The following is a 21,811-nucleotide window of genomic DNA, read 5'->3' on the forward strand; positions in this document are numbered from 1 at the left end:
TTTTTGCGCCGGTTTATGAGACAGTAGGGTATGCAATTAAATCTGACCGTACCGTCTCCATTGCAGTATTTCTCCAGCCTTGTGGAAAGCGACGAGCATTTCCCTCTGCTGGAAGCCGCCGTCAGCCTGGCGCAGGACGAATACCCCGACCTTGACGTGCAGCAGGTGCTGGGCGACGTAGACCAGTTGCTGGCCCGCCTCAAGCGCCGCCTGCCTGCCGACGCTCCCGCGCTGCAGCGCCTGCGGGCACTGAACCAGTTCTTCTTCCACGACCTGAACTTTGGCGGCAACGTCAATGATTACTACGATCCCGACAACAGCTACCTGAATGCCGTGCTGCGCACACGCCGCGGCATTCCCATCACGCTGGCAGTGCTATGGCTTGAGCTGGCCCTGGGCCTGGGCCTGAACGCGCGCGGCGTGGCCTTTCCCGGGCATTTCATGGTGAAGGTCAACCTGCCCAAAGGCCAGGTTGTGATTGATCCGTTCAGCGGCCAGTCGCTCAGCCGGGAAGAGTTGTCCGAGCGGCTGGAGCCTTTCCGGCAACGCAGCAGTGCCGACGAAGAATTTGAGGTGCCGATGGGCCTGTACCTGCAGTCGGCGCCGCCGCGCGAAATCATCAGCCGCATGCTGCGCAATCTCAAGGAAATCCACAAGACACAGGAAGACTGGCAGCGCCTGATTCCCGTGCAGGACCGCCTGATCGTTCTGCAGCCCGAAGCATGGACCGAATACCGCGACCGCGGCCTGGCCTGGGCCGCGCATGGCGAGCCCGAGCGTGCCATTGCCGACCTGGAAATCTATCTTGCCAACGCCGAAGACGCGCTTGACATCGACACCATGGCCGAACGGCTGACCCAGCTGCGCCAGAGCCGTCACTGAGTCGCTCTGCCATCTCCCTGGTTTTTCTGCGGCTATTTGCTATTGATTTGATAGCTGCTTGCGCTTGTCAGAAGCGCGCTACGGCCACTTTCTCTCAAAGAAGTTCGATCTCGCTGAGCGTGAGAAAGCAGCTTTCCCGTGTGATCGCCACAAAGTCTTCCAGCCAGGGCCGGCCTGACATGGCTTGCGTGCACGCAACATAGAGGCGTCCCGTCAGGCCCTTTTTGCCCACCGGCCTTGCGGTCACGTAACCCCGGTCCAGATAACTTTGCACGGCCCATTTGGGCAGGGCGGCGATGCCGCGGCCACTGGCCACCAGTTGCAGCATGGCAATCGTCAGCTCGGTGGTACGGCGCGCAGGCCTGACGCCGGCCGGCTCCAGCACCTGGCGCACCACGTCGAGCATTTCGTCGGGTACCGGGTAGGTGATCAGGGTTTCGTTGGCGAAGTCCCTGGCCGTGAGATGCGTTTTCGCCGTCAGCGCATGCTCATTCGCCAGCAGCGCCATGATTTCAAAGCGGAACAGCGGGTGGAAATCCACGGCTTCGCTGGCGTCTTCTTCCGAGACGATGGCGATGTCGGCGCGGTCCTGCAGCACGAGTGCAATCGGGTCGGGGTGAAAGCCCGAAACAATGTCCAGTTCCACCTCGGGCCAGCGTGAGCGAAACGAATCCATGGCCGGCATCAGCCAGTCAAAACAGGTGTGGCATTCCACAGCGATGCGCAACTGGCCTGAACGCCCTGTGGCCAGTCGCGCCACATCCCGCTCGGCTTCCTCGACTTGCGACAGCACCGCGTCGGCCAGCGCCAGCAGCCTGAGGCCCGTGGTGCTGAACTGCGGGGGTACGGACTTGCGCTCGAACAGCGGCGTGGCGTAGCGCTCTTCGAGCAGCTTGACCTGATGCGAGAGTGCCGACTGCGTGAGGTTGAGCAATTGCGCCGCGCGCACCAGGCTGCCGCTGTCGCGCAGGGCGGTCAGTGTGCGCAGGTGGCGCAGTTCAAGGATGGACGGGCTCATCAGTTATTCCCTGCAGATCGATCAGTAGATTAATCGGTGAATCAATTATTTTCATATTGAAAGGCAATATCTTTCGTTTGAATAATAGTTGAATCTGGCCGACCATGCGTTCTTCTGTGATTGATTTGCATTGGGAGATAACTGGATGGTCCACACACATACCCTGGGTTTTCCGCGCATGGGCGCGAACCGGGAACTGAAATTCGCGCTCGAAAAACACTGGCGCGGCGAGATTGACCTGGCTGCACTGGAAGCCACCGGAGCCGGCCTGCGCGAGCAGCACTGGGCCGTGCAGAAAGAAGCCGGGCTGGACTTTGTCACGGTAGGCGACTTCGCTTTTTACGACCACGTGGCCAATCACATCCAGATGCTGGGTTGCGAACCGGCGCGCTTTGGCTTCACCGGCCGGGAGTCTGCCCTCAGCCGCTACTTCTCCATGGCGCGCGGCGTGAATGCGCACAGCGACCATACACACAGTGCCGACTGTGCGTGCGCGGATGGCAAGGCGGGCGGCGGCAGCTTCGCGCTGGAAATGACCAAATGGTTTGACACCAATTACCACTACCTGGTGCCCGAATTCAATGCAGGGACGCAATTCAGCCTTGCTTCGGAGCGCCTCTTCGATGAAGTGGCGCAGGCCCAGGGCGCCGGCCACCGGGTCAAGGCGGTGCTGCTCGGGCCACTGAGCTTTCTGTGGCTTGGCAAGGAAAAGACAGGCGGAGATGAGCCCGGCTTTGACCGCTTCAGCCTGCTCGACAAACTATTGCCGGTGTATGCGCAGATTCTCGGGCGGCTGAAGGCGCAAGGTGTGGAGTGGGTGCAGATGGACGATCCCATCCTGGGCCTGGATTTGCCCGAGCAGTGGCGCTACGCCTTTGAGCGCAGCTATTCGCAGCTTGCCCGCAACGCACCCCAGCTGCTGCTGGCCACCTACTTTTCGCCGCTGGCCGACAACCTGAGGCTGGCTTGCCAGCTGCCGGTGGCGGGCTTGCATGTCGATGCGGTGCGTGCGCCCGAGGAACTGGTGGGGGTGGCCGACTGGCTGCCTGCGCACAAGGTGCTGTCGGTGGGCATTGTGGACGGCCGCAACATCTGGCGCACAGACCCGGACGCGGCGTTGGCAAAGCTGCGCGCGATGACTGCCAGGCACCAGGGCGAACTCTGGATCGCGCCATCCTGCTCGCTGCTGCACGTGCCTTTCAGCCTTGCCGCCGAGAACGCGCTGGATGCGGAGCTGCGCGCCTGGCTCGCCTTTGCTGTGGAAAAACTGGGCGAGCTGCGCATGTTGCGCGCGGCGTTCACGGGAGAAGAGTCTCTGGTTGCCAGGGAGCTCGCTTCAGCCCGCGCGGCTGTTGCGGCGCGCCGGCGCAGCCCCCGTGTGCACCGGGCCGACGTGGCATTGCGTCTTGCACGCAGCGTTGCAGGCGACGATTGCCGCAGCTCACCTTTTCCGGTGCGCCAGGTCCTGCAGCGCGCCCGCCTTGCGCTGCCGCCGCTGCCCACCACCACCATCGGCTCGTTCCCGCAGACGCCGGAGATCCGCGCTGCGCGCGCAGCGTTCAAACGCGGCGAACTCGGCGCGGCGGGCTACCGTGAAAAGATGGAAGCCGAGATTGCGCTGGCGGTACGCAAGCAGGAGGCGCTGGGCCTTGACGTCCTGGTGCATGGGGAAGCCGAGCGCAACGACATGGTCGAGTACTTCGGCGAGCAGCTTGACGGTTTTGCCTTCACGGCCAACGGCTGGGTGCAGTCCTACGGCTCGCGCTGCGTCAAGCCGCCGGTGATCTTCGGCGACGTGGCCAGGCCTGCGCCCATGACGGTCGAATGGACGGCCCATGCGCAGAGCCTGACAAAGCTGCCGATGAAAGGCATGCTGACCGGCCCCGTCACCATCCTGCAATGGTCCTTTGTGCGCGACGACCAGCCGCGCAGCCTGACCTGCGAGCAGATCGCCTGGGCCATACGCGACGAGGTGGTGGACCTTGAGAGGGCCGGCATCGGCATCGTCCAGATCGACGAGCCGGCCATTCGCGAAGGATTGCCGCTGCGCCGTGCGAGCTGGGCCGCGTACCTGCGCACCGCCACGCGGGCTTTTCGCATCAGTGCCTCGGGTGTGCGCGACGAGACGCAAATCCACACCCACATGTGCTACGCCGAATTCAACGACATCCTGCCGGAAATCGCAGCAATGGACGCCGACGTGATCACCATCGAGACCAGCCGTTCCGACATGGAACTGCTGCGCGGCTTTGGCGCCTTCAGGTATCCCAATGAAATCGGGCCGGGCGTATATGACATCCATTCACCGCGCGTTCCCAGCGTGGACGCCATGGTGCGCTTGCTGCGAAAGGCCGCCAGCGTGATCCCGGCGGAAAACCTCTGGATCAATCCCGACTGCGGGCTGAAAACGCGGGGCTGGCCGGAAACCGAAGCGGCGCTCGGCAACATGGTGCGGGCCGCGCAAGAAGTGCGCAAGGAACTGGCGGCTTCCTGACGCGGTGCGCCCGGAGGGAGGGCGAATCAGGTGCCGCGCTTGAGGAAATGCGGAATCTGCATGCCGTCAGGAGAGTCCACATTGCGCGACATGGCCGGCGCCGTGCTGACCTGCACAGGCCGGCCGACCGCGCGTGCGGTACTTTGTGCGGACATGCGCGCGCCATGCACCAGGGATTCCTGCGCGGGCATGAGGCTGTTGGGGAGCGAGCTGCCCAGGCGCGCGGACGCGGCTTTGGCTGCGGGCGGTGGGTTGAGCAGCCGGGCACCCAGCGTTGCGGCGGTCGAAGGCAGGGGCGCGATCATCCGGACCGGGGCTTTGGCCGGCACCGTCGCGTGCCCCCTTTCGGGCGCGTCGTTGGCGGCTTGCGGCGGATACAACGTGGGGCGCAGCCACTCCAGGATCGGTTGCCACTGCTGCAGGTCTTGCGTTGCGGCGCTGGCCGGCAGGTCAAATATCGTCATGCCGCGTTCCAGGCTGCGTACATACAGCTGGGTTTCGCGCAGGGCGCCCAGAAAAGGCATGCCAAGGCTTTCAGACCACGCCTGCAGCGTTTTTGCGGCACTGGTGCGCCCGTCGATGCGCATGCCCACCGTGGCGAGCCGGCAGCGGCCGCTGGCCACGCGCGGCATGGCCATCAGCTCGGCGTGGCACTGCGCGGCCGATTCACGGTCAAACATCGAATTGCACACCGGCATGACGATGACATCGGCAAACATCACCACGCGCGCCAGCTCAAAGCCGTGCATGCCGCCCGGCGTGTCAAGCACCACGTGCGTGATGCCGGTGGGCACACGCAGCATGTTTTTCTGGTCGACGGCCCAGGGCGCGATGGCGGGCAGCGCGGGGTCCCGGCGCTTGAGCCAGCTTCGCGCCGACTGCTGGCGGTCTACATCGCCCAGCATGACCGAGCTGCCATTGCGCGCGCACCAGGCGGCGATGTGCGCGGCCAGCGTGCTCTTGCCACTGCCTCCCTTGCGGTTGACGACTGCGATAACCGGCATGACTGCTCCAAAGACGGATCGATGGAACAGTTTGATACATAACTAACTAAAAGTCCAGTGACCCCAAGCGCCATGGGCGCACGCAGCTAGTGTTTTTGTAGCAAAACGGCCCGACCGAGGGAAGCGGACGGCCCCGGATCGTGGGGCGCGAGAGGGCGGTTGCGGCAGATTTAACCGACGGTGACGGCGGCGCCGTCACCCTTGGGCGCGATCACACCGATTTCATACACCTGCTCGCCGGCGTCACGCAGGGTTTTGGCTGTGGCTTGCGCATTGGCGGCGTCCACCACCACGACCATGCCGATGCCGTTGTTGAAGGTGCGGTTCATCTCGAAGTCGTCGATACCGGCGGTTTTTTGCAGCCAGGCAAACAGCTCGGTTTGTGGCCAGCTGCCCTTTTTGAGATGGGCGGCCGTGCCTTCGGGCAGCACGCGCGGAATGTTTTCGAGCAAGCCGCCGCCAGTGATGTGGGCCAGCGCCTTGATCGGGTGGGCAGCCAGCGCGGCCAGCACGTTCTTGACGTACAGGCGTGTGGGTTCCATCAGGGCCTGCTTGAAGGGTTTCCCGTCCAGCTTTGCCGGAGCCGCAGCGCCGGCGCGTTCAATGCACTTGCGCACCAGGCTGAAACCGTTGGAATGCACACCGCTGCTGGCCAAGCCGAGCACCACGTCGCCGGGCTTCACGTCCTTGCCGGTCAAAATCTTGGACTTTTCGACCGCGCCCACGGCGAAGCCGGCCAGGTCGTATTCGCCCGCGGGGTACATGCCGGGCATTTCGGCGGTCTCGCCGCCAATCAGGGCGCAGCCGCTCAGCTCACAGCCCCTGGCGATGCCGCCCACCACTGCCGCGGCCGTGTCCACATCCAGCTTGCCGCAGGCGAAGTAATCGAGGAAAAACAGCGGCTCGGCGCCTTGTACCAGCACGTCGTTGACGCTCATGGCCACAAGGTCAATGCCCACGGTGTCGTGCATCTGCCATTCAAAGGCCAGCTTGAGCTTGGTGCCCACGCCGTCCGTGCCGCTGACCAGGACGGGTTCCTTGTAGCGCTTGGGCACCTCAAACAAGGCGCCAAAGCCGCCAATACCTGCCAATACGCCCTCCCGCATGGTCTTTTTGGCCAGCGGCTTGATGCGTTCGACCAGCGCGTCACCTGCGTCGATGTCGACGCCTGCGTCTTTGTAGCTCAGGGGGGAAGTGGAGGAGGTGGTCATGTGTCGGCTTTGATGCAGTGGGAGGGCAGGCGGTCAGAAGGCGGATTTGCAGCCCGGAAGCGGCCTGCAAGCCCGATAGAATTCAGCCTGAGATTCTAAAGGCTGCCCATCAGGCGCCTTTCGGGCCTTTCCAGGGACTTTTTCCAGGGTTCCTTCCGGCAAGCTCAACCCAAGGCTGTATGCAATTCACCACCACCCAAAAACGCGCCGCCACCTGGTGCGCCATCGCCGCGCTGGTCATCCTGGCGCTGTGGCTGCTGGGGCCGGTGCTGGCGCCCTTTGTCATTGCAGCCGTCCTGGCCTATGCATTGACGCCGCTCGTGAACCGGCTGGACGACATGGGCAAGGGCCGCCTGCCGCGCGTGGTGGCGGTGGTGCTGGTGGAGTTCCTCTTCATCGTGGCGCTGCTCGGCCTCTTTTTGCTGATTGTGCCCATCATGGCCAAGGAGCTGCCCGTGCTGCGCGAGCAAGTGCCGCTGCTGGCCGACAGGCTCAACACCAGCCTGGCGCCGTGGCTGGCGCAGTTCGGCATCCATGTCGCGCTGGACGTGGGCAGCATCAAGGCCTTTGTACTCAAGTACCTCAATGCCAATTTTGAAGACCTGTTCGGCTCGCTGATGTCGTCACTCAAGCTGGGCGGCAGCGTGGCGCTGGCCATCATCGGCAATGCGGTGCTGATTCCCGTGGCGCTGTTTTACCTGCTGATGGACTGGGACAAGTTTGTCGCTCGCGTGCTCGAACTGGTGCCGCCGCACCTGCGCGCGGGTTTTGACAGCTTCACTGACGAAGCCGACTCGGTGCTGGGCCAGTACCTGCGCGGCCAGTTGCTGGTCATGCTGATCATGGCGGTGTTCTATGCCGTGGGGTTGGCGCTGTTCGGCCTGGACCTGGCCCTGCCCATCGGTGTTTTTACCGGCCTAGCGATGTTCATCCCTTACCTGGGCTTTGGCCTGGGCCTGATGCTGGCGGTGCTGGCCGGCCTGCTGGAGTTCGCTTCGCTCAAGGCGCTCGTCATGGTCGCCGTGGTCTACGGCATCGGGCAACTGGTGGAAAGCCTGTACCTCACGCCGCGCCTGGTGGGCGAGCGCATTGGCCTGCACCCGCTGGCGGTGATCTTTGCCTTGCTGGCTTTCGGCCAGATGTTCGGCTTTGTCGGTGTGCTGGTGGCGCTGCCGGCCAGTGCGGTGCTGCTGGTGGGCATACGCCGCATTAAAGCCAGCTATATGGCCAGCCGGCTTTACAACAAGGCCGGCTAAGGCTGAACAGGGTCAGGATGAACGCATGGCGGGCATGAAACAGATTGCGCTGGACATCGGGCTGGCTTCAGCCCCGTCGTTCGCCAATTTTTTTGGCGGGCCGAACGAAGCCGCGCTCCGGCACCTGGAGCTGTGGGCCGGCAACACGCTGCGATCGCCGGTGCCAACCTACCTCTGGGGTGAGGCCGCCAGCGGCAAAACGCATTTGCTGAAAGCCGTGCGCGAAGCGCTGCGCGAGCAGGGTGCTGCCAGCGGCTGGATGGACGCCTCCATGCTCGAGCCGCCCGAGTTCAACGAATCCTGGGCGGCCGTCATCCTGGACGACTGCCATCTCTACACCGCCGTGCAGCAGCAGGCGGCCTTCAACTGGTTTGTCAACGCGCTCAGCGCGCCCGACGGACGTCCGCGCTGGGTGCTGGCCGCCGGCCAGATGCCGCCGGCCGACCTGGCGCTGCGCGAAGACCTGCGCACCCGGCTGGGCTGGGGCCATGTGTTTGCCCTGCAGGCCTTGACCGAACCCGAGCGGCGCGCCGTGCTGCGGCGCGAGGCCGATGCGCGGGGCGTGTTTTTGAGCGACGAGGCCATGGATTTCATGCTGACCCGCTTTTCGCGCGACCTGGGCAGCCTGATGCAGCTGCTTGACCAACTGGATGCATACGCCCTGCAAACCAAACGGGCCATCACGATTCCCTTGATCAAATCGATGCTGGAGAGCGAATAAGTGACTGTGACTGCGAAATGACTGCTTCCCGCAAGATTGCTTTATTTGACCTGGATCACACGCTGATCCCTATCGATTCCGATTACGAATGGGGCGAATTCACCATTGCGCTGGGCTGGTGCGACAGCACCGAGTTCAAGCGCCGCAACAATGAATTTTTTGAGCACTACCGCGCCGGCACGCTCGACATCCACGAATACGTGCGCTTTGCCACTGAAGCCATCCGCAAGCAGGGTGCTATCAATTCAGGAGCGGGTCACGCAAGTTTCATGCGGGACGTGGTGCAAAAAGCCATCACAAAACAGGCGCTGGCGCTGGTCGATGGCCACAGGGCCGCGGGCGATGAACTGGTCATCGTCACTGCCACCAACGAGTTCGTCACGCGGCCCATCGCCGACGCTTTCGGGGTGAAAGAGCTGATCGCGGTCGAGCTGGAGCGCGACGCCGACGGCTGGGTGACCGGCGAGATCAGCGGCACGCCCTCGGCGCGCGAAGGCAAGGTCACCCGCGTGGAACAATGGCTGGCAGCCCGCCAACTCGGCTGGAGCGACGTGGAAACCACGTTCTACACCGACTCCATGAACGATATTGCCCTGCTGGAGAAGGCCACCCACCCCGTCGCGACCAACCCGGACGAGCGCCTGCGGGCGCTGGCGACAGAGCGCGGATGGCGCATACTTGACCTGTTTATCTAGTTATCCATGATCAAAAAATTTATCGACAAGCTGTTTGGCAAATCTGACAGCACGGATCCCGGCGCCAAGCGGGTCAAAAAATCACCTTTCGGCCAGCGCCAGGATGTCACCGTCAAGGAACACGGCATCGATGTCTCGCTGGTGGACGACCGCGCCATGGACGTGGTGCGCACCCTGAAAGACGCCGGTTACGAGGCCTATATCGTCGGCGGTGCTGTGCGTGACCTGCTGGTCGGCCTGCGCCCCAAGGACTTCGACGTTGCCACCGACGCTACGCCCGAGCAGGTCAAGTCGCTGTTTCGCCGCGCCTTCATCATCGGGCGGCGCTTTCGCATCGTTCACGTCATTTATGGCCGCGGGCGTGAGCATGAAGTGATCGAGGTCTCGACCTTCCGCGCGCACCTTGACAGCAGCCTGGCCGAGCAGGTCGGCGGCAACGAGCGCACCAGCAAAAGCGAACTCGCCGGCATGAAGCATGCGGTCGATGCGTCGGGCCGGGTGCTGCGCGACAACGTCTGGGGCCCGATCGAGCAGGACGCTGCCCGCCGCGACTTCACCATCAACGCGATGTACTACGACCCCGAGACGCAGGTGGTGGTCGACTATCACAACGGCATCAGGGACGCCAAGAAAAAGATCATCCGCATGATCGGCAACCCGGCCGTGCGCTACCGCGAAGACCCGGTGCGCATCATCCGCGCCGTGCGCTTTGCCGCCAAGCTCAGCGCGCTGGGTTTCAAGTTTGAAGACAAGACGGTGGCCCCTCTGCGCGAGATGAAGGGCCTGCTGGCTGATGTGCCGCAGTCACGCCTTTTTGACGAAATGCTCAAGCTGCTGCAGACCGGCCATTCACTGGCCAGCATCGCGCAGCTCAAATTCCTCGGGCTGGGCACCGGCATTTATCCGTTACTCGACGTGGTGGTGGAAAACGCTGACGAACCTTTTCTGAAGCTCGCCCTGCAAGACACCGACCGCCGCGTCGGCGAAGGCAAACCGGTGGCGCCCAGCTTTTTGCTGTCATGCGTGCTGTGGTTTGATGTGCGCGAGGGCTGGGAGCGGCGCAAAAAGCGCGGCGAGCACCTCATGCCCGCGCTGCAGGATGCGATTGACGATGCCTTCAACGCCAAGATTGGCGACGTGTCGGGCCGCGGCAAGCTGGGCACCGACATGCGCGAGATCTGGACCATGCAGCCCCGCTTTGAAAAGCGCACCGGCAGCGCGCCGTATTCGCTGCTGGACCAGCCCCGCTTTCGCGCCGGCTTCGATTTCCTGCGTCTGCGCGCGCAGACCGGTGAGATCGAGATGGAGCTGGCCGAGTGGTGGGAGAAGTTCAGCACCGCCTACGACGACGAACGCCACGCCATGATTGAAGAGGCGCGCCAGGCGCAGCAGAACAAGCCGCAGGCGCCTCGGGTTCGCGTCAAGCGGCCTGATGGCGAGCCTGGTTTGGGCCAGACAAGCCATGCCGAACGCACCGTGCCCGATGCGGCTGATGCATCCGGCGAACAGGGCGACGTCGCACCCGCCAAAAAACGCCGCCGCCGCCGCAAGCCGGCCAATCGTGGCGGCGCAGGTGGGGCTGAAGGCGCAGGCGGCGAGGCTGCTGCTTCGCCTTCATCGGACAGCACTCCCAACGCCTGAGGGCCGCATGGTTTGCGCTTACGTTGCCCTGGGCGCCAACCTCGGCGATGCTGCGGCAGCACTGCGGCAAGCCGTTCAGGCGATAGGCCGGCTGCCGTTCACGCAGGTCCGCCAATCTTCCAGCCTCTATAAAACAGCGCCGCTGGATACCGACTCAGGAGCAGAAGCTTCAGCGCCCGGTGGTGATTACCTCAATGCCGTCGTCGAACTCGAAACCGGTTTGACCGCTCCCGACTTGCTGAGCCACTTGCAGCAGATCGAGCAAGAGGCCGGCCGCGAAAGGCCGTACCGCAACGCGCCCCGCACACTCGACTTGGACTTGCTGCTCTACGGCAGCGCCCGCATGGAATCAGAACGCCTCACAGTGCCGCATCCGCGCATGACGCAGCGGGCTTTTGTGCTGGTGCCACTGGCGGAGATTGCGCCTGAATTGGTCAGTGCAGAGCAGTTGGCGACAGTGGCGCATCAGTCCATAACGCGGCTGGACCACCTAACTGACAGCACCTAGCCAGGTAGATGCTTTGACATTTACAGATACTGGAGATATTTGGCCCAAATCATTCCCATGTATCCAAGAATGGCGCCGAGCAGAGCGGTCAGCATTAACGCATCGCCAGACCAGTTCCAAAGGAGGGTTAGAGCTGCGCCTGAGGCAGCACCGATAAGAGTGCGCGCGAATGAATTCTCTTTGACCTTGCATGGGGACTCTAGGTCGAATGCAAGAATGCCGCCCACGAGAAACCCAAAACACCCGGAAGTTGCAACCCATAGGAGCAGGCCGCTGAAGGGGCCGCCGTGAAGAAAAGTCTGCAGGAGGGTATACAGAGCAAACACTCCAGCTCCGACGGCCGCAACAAGAAACCCCTTTGCGATCCACTTCATTTCAGCCTTAGGGCGCCAGCCGTTCGCGCAGCCAGGTCGCGTCATCCTGGAGCGTGTACCGCAGCCGGTCATGCAGCCGGCTCTTGCGGCCTTGCCAGAACTGCCAGTTGTCGGGCTTCAGGCGGTAGCCGCCCCAGTGCGGCGGGCGCGGGGGCTGCAGCAAGAATTTAGCGCCGTATTTGGCCGCATTGGCCACCAGCACGCTGCGGCCGGAAATCACTTCGCTTTGCGGGCTGGCCCAGGCGCCTATGCGGGAGTCGAGGGGGCGGCTGCTGAAGTAGGCGTCGCTTTCTTCGGCGGAGACTTTTTCCACGACGCCTTCAATGCGAACCACGCGTTCAAGCTCTGTCCAGTGAAATTGCAATGCCGCATACGGGTTGCCGGCCAGTTCCTGGCCCTTGCGGCTGTCGTAGTTTGTAAACCAGGTGATGCCGTGCTCGTCGTAGCCCTTGATCAGCACGATGCGGGTAGAGGGGCGCAGGTTGCTGGCCACGGTGGCCAGTGTCATCGCGTTGGGCTCGGGCACTTCGGCGGCGATGGCTTCTTTCAGCCACTGGTCGAATTGCTGGAGCGGGTCTGCGGCTGATGCGTCTTCGTTGAGTTCGGCGCGTTCGTAGCTTTTGCGTAGGTCGGCAATGGAGAGGGTAGGCTGGCTCATGGCTCTGATTGTGCCCGCAGAGGCCATGTCCTTGCCTGCGGTAGACCTCGGTAGACCTCGGTAGACCTCGGTAGAGGGCGGGCTTGATACCGAATTAATATTCGTTTATATTCACACCCTTCCATGAAACCCAAAGACGACGAAAAGCAGCGAGCGATCGCCGAGGCCACCTTCAACCTGGTGGCCCAGACCGGCCTGAGCGGCCTGACCATGGCCGACATTGCCCGCACGGCCGGCATCGCCACCAGCACGCTGTACGTCTATTACCCGTCCAAGGACGAGCTGATCAGCCAGCTCTATGAAGAAGCCAAAACCGCCACCATGCAGCGCCTGATGGATGGTGTCATACCCGGGACTCCATTGCGCAGCCGTGTGCGCCGACTCTGGGGCAACCTGCTGCGGCACCGGCTGGAGCGTTATGCCGAGGTCGTGTTCCAGGAGCAGTATTACAACTCTCCCTGGTTCACGCAGGGCAACCGCGAGTTGTCGACCCGACTGGCGGCGAGCTTCTTTGCATTGATCGAGGAGGGCCAGAAGCAGGAGATTTTCAAGCCTGTGCCCTTGCCGTTGTTAACGGCCACCCTGGTGGGCTCGGTGCGGGAAACTGCCAACCTGATACGCACCCAGGTGCTGCCCGACGACGAGGCGGTGCACCAGGCGGCTTTTACCCTGTGTTGGGACGCCATCAAGGCCTGAATCTTTGAAACGCCTCTGAAAGGCAATACCCCTCATTTCTGCATGCCCAAGTTTTTACGGATAAAACCCTGATTTAAGCGAATATAAATTCGACAAGTAGCCTCCCTTTTTTTCTCACTTTTTTTCTCCCTTTTGATTTCCCACTAACAAAAACCGCAAGGAGTTCCACGATGCCCACCCTCAACATCAACGGCAAGGACGTATCCGTCAACGCCGACCAATCCACCCCTATTCTCTGGGCCCTGCGTGACACGCTGGGCATGACAGGTACGAAGTTCGGCTGCGGTGCGGCGCTGTGCGGCGCGTGTACCGTGCATCTCAACGGCGCGGCCATACGCTCGTGCATCACGCCGATTTCTGCCGCTGCCGGACAGAAGATCACCACCATCGAAGCGGTGGCCACCGACCGCGTCGGCAAAGCCGTGCAGGACGCCTGGGTCAAGCATGACGTGGCGCAGTGCGGCTATTGCCAGAGCGGCCAGGTGATGAGCGCCACCGCCTTGCTCAAGTCCAACGCCAAACCGAGCGATGCCGACATCGACGGCGCCATGGCCGGCAATATCTGCCGCTGCGGCACCTATGTGCGCATTCGCGCTGCCATCAAAGACGCCGCCCAGGCACTGGCTTAACTGGTTTAAAGAAGGAGAACACCATGTATTCCAACGCCACAGACACCTTCGACATCGCCGCTCAACTGCCAAAAGGCCTTCAAGCCCTGATGCATAAAGCGCAAGCAGCTACCAAAACCATAGCAGATGCTGAACTGCCTCGCCGCAGTTTCCTCAAGGTTGCAACCGCCGGTGGCTTTGCACTCGGCGCTTTTCCGATGCTGACGCAAGCGCAAACCATGGCCACAGCGGGTGCACCGGCGGCATCCAGCCTCAAGCCGACCCAGCAGCCCTCGGCCTTTGTGCGTATCGACAAGGACGGTACGGTGACCGTCACCATCAACCGGCTCGACTTCGGGCAGGGCGTTCAGACCGGCTTGCCGATGATCCTGGCGGAAGAGCTGGATGCTGACTGGGCTTTGGTCAAAAGCCAGCACGGCAATGCCGACCCGGCTTATGTGGATCCGGCTTTCGGCATGCACCTCACGGGCGGCTCGGGCTCGATCAAAAACTCCTACACGCAGTACCGCGAGCTGGGCGCGCGCACCCGCGCCATGCTGGTCTCGGCCGCCGCGCAGCAATGGGGCGTTGATGCAAGCAGCCTGCGCACGCAGCAAGGCGTGGTGATTGGCCCCGGCGGCAAGCGCCTGACGTACGGTGAGCTGGCCGAAGCGGCCATGAAGCTGCCGGTGCCGGAGGCCGTCACGCTCAAGGATCCGAAACAGTTCCGCATCATCGGCAAGCCCACGGGCCGGCTCGATGCCCGTGCCAAATCCACCGGCGGCCAAAGCTACGGCATCGACGTGCGCCTGCCCGGCATGCTGACAGCCGTGGTGGCGCATCCGCCGGTGTTTGCCGGCAAGCTCAAGTCGCTGGACGATACCGCGGCCAAAGCCGTTCCCGGCGTGAAGGCCGTGCTGCGCGTGCCGCTGGACCGCGGCGGCGAGGGTGTTGCCGTGGTGGCCGAAGGCTACTGGGCCGCGAAGCAGGGCCGCGATGCGCTCAAGGTCGAGTGGGATACCAGCGGCGTCGAGAAGGTCGACAGCGTGCAGCAACTGGCCAGCTACCGTGCGCTGGCGCAGAAAACCGGCGCACTCAAATACAAGGACGACATCAGCAAGCTGGCGTCAGCACCCAGGAAGATCAGCGCCGAGTTTGTCTTTCCTTACCTGGCTCACGCACCCATGGAGCCGCTCAATTGCACGGTGCAGCTGAGCGGGCAGGGCGCGGACGCGAAAGCCGAACTCTGGCTGGGCACGCAGATGCCGGGGCTGGACGCGCTGGCCGCCTCCAAGGCGCTGGGCGTGGCGCCGCAAAACGTCAAGATGAACGTGCAGATGGCCGGCGGCGGCTTTGGCCGGCGCGCGATTGCCACCAGTGATTACGTGGTGGAAGCCTGCAATGTCGCCAGGGCCGCACGTGGCGCCGGGCTGACGGCCGCGGTGCGCACACTGTGGAGCCGCGAGGACGACATCAAGGGTGGCTACTACCGTCCCATGCATGTGCACCGCGCCGAGATCGGCTTTAACGACAAAGGCGAGATCCTGGGTTGGGACCACGTCATCGTCGGCCAGTCCATCGTCGGCGGGACGCCGTTTGAAGGTTTTATGGTCAAGGATGGTGTGGACGGCACCATGGTTGAAGGCATGAAGGAGCCTTACGATATCCCGATGCGGCTGTCCGTACATCACCCCAAACTCAATGTGCCGGTGCTCTGGTGGCGCAGCGTGGGTTCTACCCACACGGCGTACGTCATGGAAACGTTGATTGACGAAGTCGCGCGCAGCAGCGGGCAAGACCCTGTGGCCTGGCGCATGAAGCAGTTTGGCAGCAAGCACCCGCGCCACGCGGCCGCGCTGCAGCTGGCGGTCGACAAATCCGGTTACGGCAAACGCACTTTGCCCGCCGGGCGCGCCTGGGGCGTGGCGGTGCATGAGTCGTTCAACACCGTGGTGGCTTATGTGGTCGAGGCATCCGTCAAGGACAACACGCCGGTGCTGCACGGCATCACTGCAGGCGTGCATTGCAACCTCGCCATCAACCCGACCAGCATTGAAGCGCAGGTACAGGGCGCGGCGCTGATGGGTTTGTCGATGTGCCTGCCGGGTGCGGCCATCACGCTCAAGGACGGTGTGGTCGAGCAAAGCAACTTCGGCGACTTTCCCGTGCCGCGTATCACCGACATGCCGACGGTTGCCGTCTTCATCGTGCCTAGCGCCGATGCGCCCACGGGTCTGGGCGAGCCCGGCCTGCCGCCGTTGGCCCCCGCCTTTGCCAATGCGATCGCCAAGCTCACAGGCAAGCCGGCGCCGCGCGAGCTGCCCTTCAAGCTGGCGTGATGGCAGGCGGCAAGCCCACGGTGCTGGTGCTGGCCTCAGGCCGGGGTGAGCGCTTTGCCGCGTCGGGTGGCGGCACGCACAAGCTGCAGGCGCTGCTGGCCGGCAAGCCGGTGCTGCAGCACACGCTGGACGCCGTGGCTGCCAGCGGCTTGCCCTGGCACCTGGAAGATGCCGGCCACCCTGGCATGGGCGACTGCATCGCGGCCGCCGTGCGGGCCACGCCCGAAGCTGCGGGCTGGTTGATTTTGCCGGGTGATTTGCCGATGGTGCAGGCCGCCACGCTGCAGGCAGTGGCCGACGCGCTGGCGCAGCACGCGGTGGTGGTGCCGGTGTTCAGGGGCACGCGCGGCCACCCGGTCGGGTTTTCGGCCGCGTGCCGCGATGCCTTGCTGGATTTAAAGGGAAATCAGGGTGCAGCGCCCGTAGTACGTGCGCAAGCAGCTATCAATTCTGTAGCATTCATGGGCGTGGCCGATGAAGGCACAGTCACCGACATCGACACGCTGGACGATTTGCGCCGGGCTGAGGAACGACTCTCCACGCGCTGATTGCGAAGTAAACGCCAGCCCGAGAGACGGCGAACCACCGTGGCGGGCTCATCCAAGCCGGGGCCGCGGAACCGGCTTTGCCGGGCCGCAGGCGCAGCGCCCCCTCGGGGGGGCAGAGAGCTACGCGAAGCGAGCGAACGTGGGGGCTAGCTTCTAATCACCGCGCAAGCCAGCCTTGGCCCGGAATTGCCGGTGGGCTGGGTCTTGTAATCGTCGGGGTCGCGGTGAACGATCAAGCCCTTGCCCACAATATCGGTTGTGCCGCTGCCGACCGAAAGGGTCTTTGATTCAAAGCTGAATTTCGCGACGCCGCTGGCATCGGCTTTCAGGCTGGGCAGGTCGCCGGTGTGGTGGGCCATGTCGGCATGGCTACCATGCTGCTGGCCGGTGGGGTTGAAGTGCCCGCCTACGCTCATGCCGTCACCGCTGGAGCAATCGCCTTTTTCATGCACATGAAAGCCGTGCTCGGCATTGGGCTTGAGGCCGCGTATCTCGCCTGAGACCAGCACCTTGTCGCCGCTCTGCACGAAGCTGACGGTGCCGGAGGCGGTATTGCCGGTGGTGCTTTGCAGCTGGGCCACGGCGCGCGGGCCGCTCATGGATGAGGCGCAGGCGGCCAGTACAAAGGCGGCGACAAGGGCGGTGGCGAGTGGTGCCAGGTGGTATTTCATGATGCAGGTCTCCTGATGGTTGATTCAGTGGCTGACTGTAGGGCGCCTTGTCCCTGCTGACAAGGCCGGGGCCTCCGCTGTCTGGGCCTATTTGGCCAGCTCCAGCAGCTTCCCCAGCGCGTGGTCGTGAATTCCCAGGGTTTTAAGTTTGTCGTAGGTGAGTTGCGCATATTCGCGCGTGGTGCCGTAGCGCCCGCACGAGTCCGAAAAGATCTGCCGGTAAACGTCTTCGCTGAGCACGCCCGTATGGTTGGGGCTGCGCTTGGACAAGGTGAAGGCCAGCGCCCGCACATTGCCCTCTGCAGTCTGGCAGCGCAGCCACTTGGGGTCGTACACGCCATTGGGCATTTCGCGTTCCCACAGCGCGGGCAGGGCGCCGGCAACCTGCGCCTGCGGTATCCGAAACACCATCCCCTTGCAGCTGCCGCCATGCAGCAGGCCGAACACCAGGCCCGGGCATTCCGGCGTGCCGCGGTTCAGGCGGCTCCACATCTTCAGGGCGCGGTGGTAGCCGTGGATGGTCGCAAAACGCTCCTCGGCATGTTCAAACTCCGGGCGCCAGATGAGCGAGGCATAGGCGAAGATCCAGAGATCGCTTTGGCCGCCCCATTCGCGGATGACGGTCTCAAGCATGTGGTCCGGGTTGCGGGAAACGCTGATGCCGGGGCTGGCGGCTTGTTGGGCTGAATTTTCCACAGCCGCACTTTACAATGCGCTGAGTTTTTGTGACGGATTTAGTGACGGGAGTGGGCAATGTTTTCTCAGGACGATGAGGGCCAGCAAGGCTTGGTGTTGGCGGTCGTTCTCGGCCTCGTGGCTTTCGTGATCGCGCTGGTGGTGGGGCTTTGCATGCATCGGCTCGGCCGGGCGCCTTCCGCCGCTGTTGCCCCTGCCCAAATATCCCTGCCCGTGCCAGAGGTGGCGCCGACGCCTGCCGAGCCAGCCAGCACCGTGGACCATGCCGCGAACATTGCCGGCCGGGCTTCGCAGGCTGCAGCCGACGCCGCCAGCGTGAAGGTGGAGCAAGGCGCGGTGCGGTTTTATTTTGCCTCGGGCGATGCAGACCTTGCGGACGGTGCGGGTGCTGCCCTGGGTGAAGTGGTCAAGGCCGCCAAGGCTGGCCGCACGCTGGTGATCACCGGTTTTCACGATGCCACAGGGGACGCCCAGAAAAATGCAGCGCTTGCCCGGCAGCGGGCCCTTGCCGTGCGCGAGGCACTGAAGCAGGCCGGTGTTTCCGATCGCCAGATTGTGCTGAAAAAACCCGAGCAGCTTGTAGGCGGCGGCAGCGACGCCGAAGCGCGGCGTGTGGAAATTACCCTCCAGTAAAGCCGCACTCACGGGTTGTTTCAGAACTTTGCAGAGCAGCTTTTGGGCTGCGTTTCGTAACCACGTAGTAACCATGTGGCGGTAAACAGGCCGGTAACCCGTTACCATAGAGTCAGTAATAAAGTTACATACCCAGTGACTTGACCATGACCGGAGTTACAACATGGCCCTTCACCCCGCAGTTTTAAAAATCACCGCCCGCATCGCAGAGCGCAGCCTTCCCACGCGCAGCGCCTACCTTGCACACCTGCGCGCTGCCGCCACCCGCGAACCCGGCCTGGACCGCATGGGTTGCGCCAATGTGGCGCATGCCTTTGCCGGCATGCCGCTGGACGACCGCTTCAAGGTGGTGACCGAGCGCAGGCCCAACATCGGCATCGTCACCGCCTACAACGACATGCTGTCGGCGCATACCCCGCTCCAGGCCTACCCGTCCTTCATCAAGGACGAGGCGCGCAAGCTGGGCGCCACGGCGCAGGTGGCCGGTGGCGTACCTGCGATGTGCGACGGCGTGACGCAAGGCACCAGCGGCATGGAGCTCAGCCTCTTCAGCCGCGACGTGATTGCCATGAGTACGGCCGTTGCGCTGTCGCACGACATGTTCGACGCGGCGCTGATGCTGGGTGTATGCGACAAGATCGTGCCGGGCCTCTTGATAGGCGCGCTGCAGTTCGGGCATCTGCCTACGGTGTTTGTGCCGGCCGGGCCCATGACATCGGGCATTCCCAACAAGGAAAAAGCCCACGTGCGTGAGCAGGCCGCGCAAGGCCTGGTCGGCCGTGACGCCCTGCTTGATTCCGAGTTCAAGTCCTATCACAGCCCCGGCACCTGCACCTTCTACGGCACCGCCAACAGCAACCAGCTGCTGCTTGAAGCCATGGGCCTGCACGTGCCGGGCACTGCGTTTGTGAACCCCGGCAACGCACTGCGTGAGGAGCTCACGCGCGAGGCGGCACGCACCGTGCTGGGCATCGTCAAGGCGAAGCGCTTTGCGCCCATCGGCCAGATCGTCGATGAAAAAGCCATCGTCAATGCCATGGTCGCGCTGCTCGCCACTGGCGGCTCCACCAATCACCTGATCCATTGGGTAGCCGTCGCGCATTCGGCCGGCATTGTGATCGACTGGAATGATTTTTCCGACCTCTCCGATGTGGTGCCGACGCTGGCCCACGTCTACCCCAACGGCAGCGCCGACGTGAACCAGTTCCAGGCCGCAGGCGGCCCCGGCTTCATCATTCGCGAATTGCTGGACGCGGGCTTCATGCATGAAGACGTGCTCACGGTGCGTGAAGGCGGCATCCGCGAATACACACGCGAACCGGCGCTGGCCGGCGCGGCGCTTGCCTGGCACGACGTGGGCGCTTCCAAAGACGAAACCATCGTGCGCACACCTGCCAAACCATTCAGCGCCACGGGCGGCCTCAAGCTGTTGCAAGGCAACCTGGGCCGCAGCGTGATCAAGGTGTCGGCTGTGCCTGACGACCGGCATGTGATTGAAGCGCCTGCGCGGGTGTTTGATTCGCAGGAAGCCTTGCACATCGCGTTCAGCGCCGGAGAACTCAACCGCGACGTGGTGTGTGTGGTGCGCTGGCAAGGCCCACAAGCCAACGGCATGCCCGAGCTGCACAAACTGACGCCGCCGCTGGCCGTGCTGCAGGGCAAGGGATTCAAGGTCGCGCTGGTCACCGACGGCCGCATGAGCGGCGCTTCGGGCAAGGTGCCGGCCGCCATCCATGTGTCGCCCGAGGCCGCTGCCGGCGGCCCGCTGGCCAAGGTGCGCGACGGTGATGTAATTCGTGTGGACGCCATCACCGGCGAATTGAAGGTACTGGTGAACGATGCAGAATGGACCGCCAGGCCGGTCGACACCATGCCTGCCGATTTGCGCGCGGCCAACGGCATCGGCATGGGACGAGAGTTGTTTGCCGGTATGCGCCGTCACGCGCTGACGGCTGAAGAAGGAGCTTTATCGTGGATATAAACCTGAACGTCAGCGGAAAACTGACCCCCCTGCAGATCATGCAGGATGCCCCAGTGATACCCGTGATTGTGCTGACCGACGTGAGCCAGGCGGTGCCGCTGGCACGTGCGCTGGTGGCGGGCGGCATCCGCATGCTCGAAGTCACCCTGCGCACGCCGCAAGCGCTGGCCTGCATTGAGGCCATTGCGCGCGATGTGCCCGAAGCCGTGGTGGGGGCGGGCACTGTGCGTAGTGCCGCCGACGCCCAGGCCTGCGCCATGGCCGGTGCACGCTTTGCGGTAAGCCCCGGTTACACCCATGCGATGGGGCAGGCCTGCAGGGATGCGGGCCTGCCGCTGCTGCCAGGGGTGGCCACCGGCAGCGAGATCATGATGGCGCAGGAAGACGGCCTGACAGAACTCAAATTTTTCCCGGCCATGCAGGCGGGCGGCCCGGCCATGCTGAAGGCCTGGAACGGCCCCTTTGGCGATGTGCGGTTTTGCCCGACGGGCGGCGTCACGGTGGCCAATGCGCCTGAGTTTCTGGCGCTGCCCAATGTGGTGTGTGTAGGCGGGTCCTGGTTGACCCCTGCGGACACGCTGGCTCGCGGCAACTGGTCACACGTCACTGCACTGGCTTTTCAGGCCTGCCAGCTGGCACGCAATGCTGCCTGAGCCTGGCAGCCTGCCCGCTATTTATGAGGAAAATAGCGCTCCCAGCCTTTCTGGATGAGCGCAAGCAGCTATTAAAAGAATAGCAGTGAAGCGCAATGAACTAACGCAGGCCAGCGCCCGCAGCACTTTCATCACGCTGGATCAGCTCAATCTTGTAGCCGTCCGGGTCCGTCACAAAGGCAATCACCGTGGTGCCGCCCTTGACCGGGCCGGCCTCGCGCGTGACGTTGCCGCCCGCCGTCTTGATCTTCTCGCAGGCCGCATAGGCGTCTGGCACGCCCAGCGCGATATGGCCAAAAGCCGTGCCCATGTCGTAGCTTTCGGTGCCCCAGTTGTAGGTCAGCTCGATTTCGGCCTGCGCCGGGTTGCCTTCATAGCCGACAAAGGCCAGGCTGTATTTGTACTCGGGATTTTCCGAGGTGCGCAGCAGCTTCATGCCAAGAACCTGCGTGTAGAAGTCGATGGAGCGTTGGAGACTGCCAACGCGCAGCATGGTGTGTAGGAGTCGCATGGTGATGAAGGTG

Annotated in this window: 22 protein-coding genes; 14 read left to right on the forward strand and 8 right to left on the reverse strand. The window is 63.4% G+C overall.

What is annotated here, in order from left to right:
- The first annotated feature begins 30 nt into the window (after nt 1-30).
- Complete coding sequence (locus AC1DVV_RS01720) at nt 31-882, forward strand: SirB1 family protein (protein ID WP_457279301.1); 852 nt, start codon at nt 31-33, stop codon at nt 880-882.
- A 94-nt stretch (nt 883-976) separates the two neighbouring features.
- Here AC1DVV_RS01720 and AC1DVV_RS01725 read toward each other — a convergent pair whose 3' ends face one another.
- Nucleotides 977-1,900, reverse strand: coding sequence for a LysR family transcriptional regulator (locus AC1DVV_RS01725; protein ID WP_457279300.1), 924 nt, complete (start codon nt 1,898-1,900; stop codon nt 977-979).
- 145 nt (nt 1,901-2,045) lie between these two features.
- Between AC1DVV_RS01725 and metE the strand changes: the two genes are divergently transcribed.
- A complete protein-coding gene (gene metE, locus AC1DVV_RS01730) occupies nt 2,046-4,394 on the forward strand; it encodes a 5-methyltetrahydropteroyltriglutamate--homocysteine S-methyltransferase (protein ID WP_477702515.1) in 2,349 nt (782 codons plus the stop codon).
- Between the two features lie 26 nt (nt 4,395-4,420).
- On the opposite strand, the gene AC1DVV_RS01735 is transcribed toward metE, so the two are convergent.
- Together AC1DVV_RS01735 and purM are read right to left on the reverse strand one after the other, a co-directional pair.
- Nucleotides 4,421-5,398: a division plane positioning ATPase MipZ gene (locus tag AC1DVV_RS01735; RefSeq protein WP_457279298.1), complete on the reverse strand. Its 978-nt coding sequence runs from the start codon at nt 5,396-5,398 to the stop codon at nt 4,421-4,423.
- Between the two features lie 170 nt (nt 5,399-5,568).
- Nucleotides 5,569-6,609 (reverse strand): phosphoribosylformylglycinamidine cyclo-ligase, encoded by a 1,041-nt coding sequence (gene purM, locus AC1DVV_RS01740; RefSeq protein ID WP_477666278.1) that lies wholly within the window; start codon nt 6,607-6,609, stop codon nt 5,569-5,571.
- Nucleotides 6,610-6,788: 179 nt separating this feature from the next.
- Here purM and AC1DVV_RS01745 point away from each other — a divergent pair, with 179 nt between their 5' ends.
- From AC1DVV_RS01745 to folK, 5 genes are read left to right on the forward strand one after another with little or no spacing between them, the layout of a single operon-like run.
- A complete protein-coding gene (locus AC1DVV_RS01745; protein ID WP_477666279.1) occupies nt 6,789-7,865 on the forward strand; it encodes an AI-2E family transporter in 1,077 nt (358 codons plus the stop codon).
- 34 nt (nt 7,866-7,899) lie between these two features.
- Nucleotides 7,900-8,586 carry a DnaA regulatory inactivator Hda gene (gene hda / locus AC1DVV_RS01750; protein WP_457279795.1) on the forward strand — a complete coding sequence of 229 codons (687 nt, stop codon included), beginning with the start codon at nt 7,900-7,902 and terminating at the stop codon, nt 8,584-8,586.
- Between the two features lie 17 nt (nt 8,587-8,603).
- The gene (locus AC1DVV_RS01755) at nt 8,604-9,281 is read left to right on the forward strand and encodes an HAD family hydrolase (RefSeq protein WP_477666280.1); all 678 of its coding nucleotides are present in this window, start codon (nt 8,604-8,606) and stop codon (nt 9,279-9,281) included.
- A 6-nt stretch (nt 9,282-9,287) separates the two neighbouring features.
- The gene (gene pcnB, locus AC1DVV_RS01760; RefSeq protein ID WP_477688785.1) at nt 9,288-10,922 is read left to right on the forward strand and encodes a polynucleotide adenylyltransferase PcnB; all 1,635 of its coding nucleotides are present in this window, start codon (nt 9,288-9,290) and stop codon (nt 10,920-10,922) included.
- A 7-nt stretch (nt 10,923-10,929) separates the two neighbouring features.
- Nucleotides 10,930-11,430, forward strand: a complete 501-nt coding sequence (gene folK, locus AC1DVV_RS01765) for a 2-amino-4-hydroxy-6-hydroxymethyldihydropteridine diphosphokinase (protein ID WP_477688786.1) — start codon at nt 10,930-10,932, stop codon at nt 11,428-11,430.
- A gap of 20 nt (nt 11,431-11,450) precedes the next feature.
- On the opposite strand, the gene AC1DVV_RS01770 is transcribed toward folK, so the two are convergent.
- Both AC1DVV_RS01770 and pdxH read right to left on the reverse strand, forming a co-directional pair.
- Entirely contained in the window at nt 11,451-11,804 is a 354-nt protein-coding gene (locus tag AC1DVV_RS01770) for a hypothetical protein (RefSeq protein WP_477688787.1), read from the reverse strand.
- A 7-nt stretch (nt 11,805-11,811) separates the two neighbouring features.
- Nucleotides 11,812-12,462 (reverse strand): pyridoxamine 5'-phosphate oxidase, encoded by a 651-nt coding sequence (gene pdxH, locus AC1DVV_RS01775; protein WP_477688788.1) that lies wholly within the window; start codon nt 12,460-12,462, stop codon nt 11,812-11,814.
- A 123-nt stretch (nt 12,463-12,585) separates the two neighbouring features.
- Between pdxH and AC1DVV_RS01780 the strand changes: the two genes are divergently transcribed.
- The 4 genes from AC1DVV_RS01780 (at nt 12,586) to AC1DVV_RS01795 (ending at nt 16,653) form a co-directional block, all read left to right on the forward strand.
- Entirely contained in the window at nt 12,586-13,158 is a 573-nt protein-coding gene (locus AC1DVV_RS01780; protein WP_457279290.1) for a TetR/AcrR family transcriptional regulator, read from the forward strand.
- A 170-nt stretch (nt 13,159-13,328) separates the two neighbouring features.
- Nucleotides 13,329-13,787 (forward strand): (2Fe-2S)-binding protein, encoded by a 459-nt coding sequence (locus AC1DVV_RS01785; RefSeq protein ID WP_457279289.1) that lies wholly within the window; start codon nt 13,329-13,331, stop codon nt 13,785-13,787.
- A 23-nt stretch (nt 13,788-13,810) separates the two neighbouring features.
- Nucleotides 13,811-16,105 (forward strand): xanthine dehydrogenase family protein molybdopterin-binding subunit, encoded by a 2,295-nt coding sequence (locus AC1DVV_RS01790; protein ID WP_457279288.1) that lies wholly within the window; start codon nt 13,811-13,813, stop codon nt 16,103-16,105.
- Nucleotides 16,105-16,653, forward strand: a complete 549-nt coding sequence (locus AC1DVV_RS01795) for a nucleotidyltransferase family protein (protein WP_457279287.1) — start codon at nt 16,105-16,107, stop codon at nt 16,651-16,653. The genes AC1DVV_RS01790 and AC1DVV_RS01795 overlap by 1 nt, the downstream gene beginning before the upstream one ends.
- Before the next feature lie 146 nt (nt 16,654-16,799).
- Here the strand turns inward: AC1DVV_RS01795 and AC1DVV_RS01800 are convergent, their stop codons facing one another.
- Nucleotides 16,800-17,324, reverse strand: a complete 525-nt coding sequence (locus tag AC1DVV_RS01800; RefSeq protein WP_477702517.1) for a superoxide dismutase family protein — start codon at nt 17,322-17,324, stop codon at nt 16,800-16,802.
- An 87-nt stretch (nt 17,325-17,411) separates the two neighbouring features.
- Complete coding sequence (locus AC1DVV_RS01805; RefSeq protein WP_457279794.1) at nt 17,412-17,957, reverse strand: gamma-glutamylcyclotransferase; 546 nt, start codon at nt 17,955-17,957, stop codon at nt 17,412-17,414.
- Between the two features lie 120 nt (nt 17,958-18,077).
- On the opposite strand from AC1DVV_RS01805, the gene AC1DVV_RS01810 reads away from it, so the two are divergent.
- The 3 genes from AC1DVV_RS01810 (at nt 18,078) to eda (ending at nt 21,287) form a co-directional block, all read left to right on the forward strand.
- Nucleotides 18,078-18,653 carry an OmpA family protein gene (locus AC1DVV_RS01810; RefSeq protein WP_457279285.1) on the forward strand — a complete coding sequence of 192 codons (576 nt, stop codon included), beginning with the start codon at nt 18,078-18,080 and terminating at the stop codon, nt 18,651-18,653.
- A 163-nt stretch (nt 18,654-18,816) separates the two neighbouring features.
- Entirely contained in the window at nt 18,817-20,634 is a 1,818-nt protein-coding gene (gene edd / locus AC1DVV_RS01815) for a phosphogluconate dehydratase (RefSeq protein ID WP_477666288.1), read from the forward strand.
- A gap of 38 nt (nt 20,635-20,672) precedes the next feature.
- On the forward strand, nt 20,673-21,287 hold the full coding sequence (eda, locus tag AC1DVV_RS01820; RefSeq protein ID WP_457279793.1) for a bifunctional 4-hydroxy-2-oxoglutarate aldolase/2-dehydro-3-deoxy-phosphogluconate aldolase: 615 nt from the start codon (nt 20,673-20,675) through the stop codon (nt 21,285-21,287).
- Nucleotides 21,288-21,387: 100 nt separating this feature from the next.
- Here the strand turns inward: eda and gloA are convergent, their stop codons facing one another.
- Entirely contained in the window at nt 21,388-21,798 is a 411-nt protein-coding gene (gene gloA / locus AC1DVV_RS01825; RefSeq protein WP_457279283.1) for a lactoylglutathione lyase, read from the reverse strand.
- Nucleotides 21,799-21,811 lie beyond the last annotated feature (13 nt).

The sequence above is a fragment of the Polaromonas sp. P3_B4 genome (assembly GCF_056402835.1).

Excerpts from the sequence above, each read along its gene's own strand:
- AC1DVV_RS01720 (WP_457279301.1), top strand. The coding sequence starts at position 31 with ATGCAATTAAATCTGACCGTACCGTCTCCATTGCAGTATTTCTCCAGC.
- AC1DVV_RS01725 (WP_457279300.1), bottom strand. The coding sequence starts at position 1,900 with ATGAGCCCGTCCATCCTTGAACTGCGCCACCTGCGCACACTGACCGCC.
- metE (WP_477702515.1), top strand. The coding sequence starts at position 2,046 with ATGGTCCACACACATACCCTGGGTTTTCCGCGCATGGGCGCGAACCGG.
- AC1DVV_RS01735 (WP_457279298.1), bottom strand. The coding sequence starts at position 5,398 with ATGCCGGTTATCGCAGTCGTCAACCGCAAGGGAGGCAGTGGCAAGAGC.
- purM (WP_477666278.1), bottom strand. The coding sequence starts at position 6,609 with ATGACCACCTCCTCCACTTCCCCCCTGAGCTACAAAGACGCAGGCGTC.
- AC1DVV_RS01745 (WP_477666279.1), top strand. The coding sequence starts at position 6,789 with ATGCAATTCACCACCACCCAAAAACGCGCCGCCACCTGGTGCGCCATC.
- hda (WP_457279795.1), top strand. The coding sequence starts at position 7,900 with ATGAAACAGATTGCGCTGGACATCGGGCTGGCTTCAGCCCCGTCGTTC.
- AC1DVV_RS01755 (WP_477666280.1), top strand. The coding sequence starts at position 8,604 with ATGACTGCTTCCCGCAAGATTGCTTTATTTGACCTGGATCACACGCTG.
- pcnB (WP_477688785.1), top strand. The coding sequence starts at position 9,288 with ATGATCAAAAAATTTATCGACAAGCTGTTTGGCAAATCTGACAGCACG.
- folK (WP_477688786.1), top strand. The coding sequence starts at position 10,930 with ATGGTTTGCGCTTACGTTGCCCTGGGCGCCAACCTCGGCGATGCTGCG.
- AC1DVV_RS01770 (WP_477688787.1), bottom strand. The coding sequence starts at position 11,804 with ATGAAGTGGATCGCAAAGGGGTTTCTTGTTGCGGCCGTCGGAGCTGGA.
- pdxH (WP_477688788.1), bottom strand. The coding sequence starts at position 12,462 with ATGAGCCAGCCTACCCTCTCCATTGCCGACCTACGCAAAAGCTACGAA.
- AC1DVV_RS01780 (WP_457279290.1), top strand. The coding sequence starts at position 12,586 with ATGAAACCCAAAGACGACGAAAAGCAGCGAGCGATCGCCGAGGCCACC.
- AC1DVV_RS01785 (WP_457279289.1), top strand. The coding sequence starts at position 13,329 with ATGCCCACCCTCAACATCAACGGCAAGGACGTATCCGTCAACGCCGAC.
- AC1DVV_RS01790 (WP_457279288.1), top strand. The coding sequence starts at position 13,811 with ATGTATTCCAACGCCACAGACACCTTCGACATCGCCGCTCAACTGCCA.
- AC1DVV_RS01795 (WP_457279287.1), top strand. The coding sequence starts at position 16,105 with ATGGCAGGCGGCAAGCCCACGGTGCTGGTGCTGGCCTCAGGCCGGGGT.
- AC1DVV_RS01800 (WP_477702517.1), bottom strand. The coding sequence starts at position 17,324 with ATGAAATACCACCTGGCACCACTCGCCACCGCCCTTGTCGCCGCCTTT.
- AC1DVV_RS01805 (WP_457279794.1), bottom strand. The coding sequence starts at position 17,957 with ATGCTTGAGACCGTCATCCGCGAATGGGGCGGCCAAAGCGATCTCTGG.
- AC1DVV_RS01810 (WP_457279285.1), top strand. The coding sequence starts at position 18,078 with ATGTTTTCTCAGGACGATGAGGGCCAGCAAGGCTTGGTGTTGGCGGTC.
- edd (WP_477666288.1), top strand. The coding sequence starts at position 18,817 with ATGGCCCTTCACCCCGCAGTTTTAAAAATCACCGCCCGCATCGCAGAG.
- eda (WP_457279793.1), top strand. The coding sequence starts at position 20,673 with ATGCAGGATGCCCCAGTGATACCCGTGATTGTGCTGACCGACGTGAGC.
- gloA (WP_457279283.1), bottom strand. The coding sequence starts at position 21,798 with ATGCGACTCCTACACACCATGCTGCGCGTTGGCAGTCTCCAACGCTCC.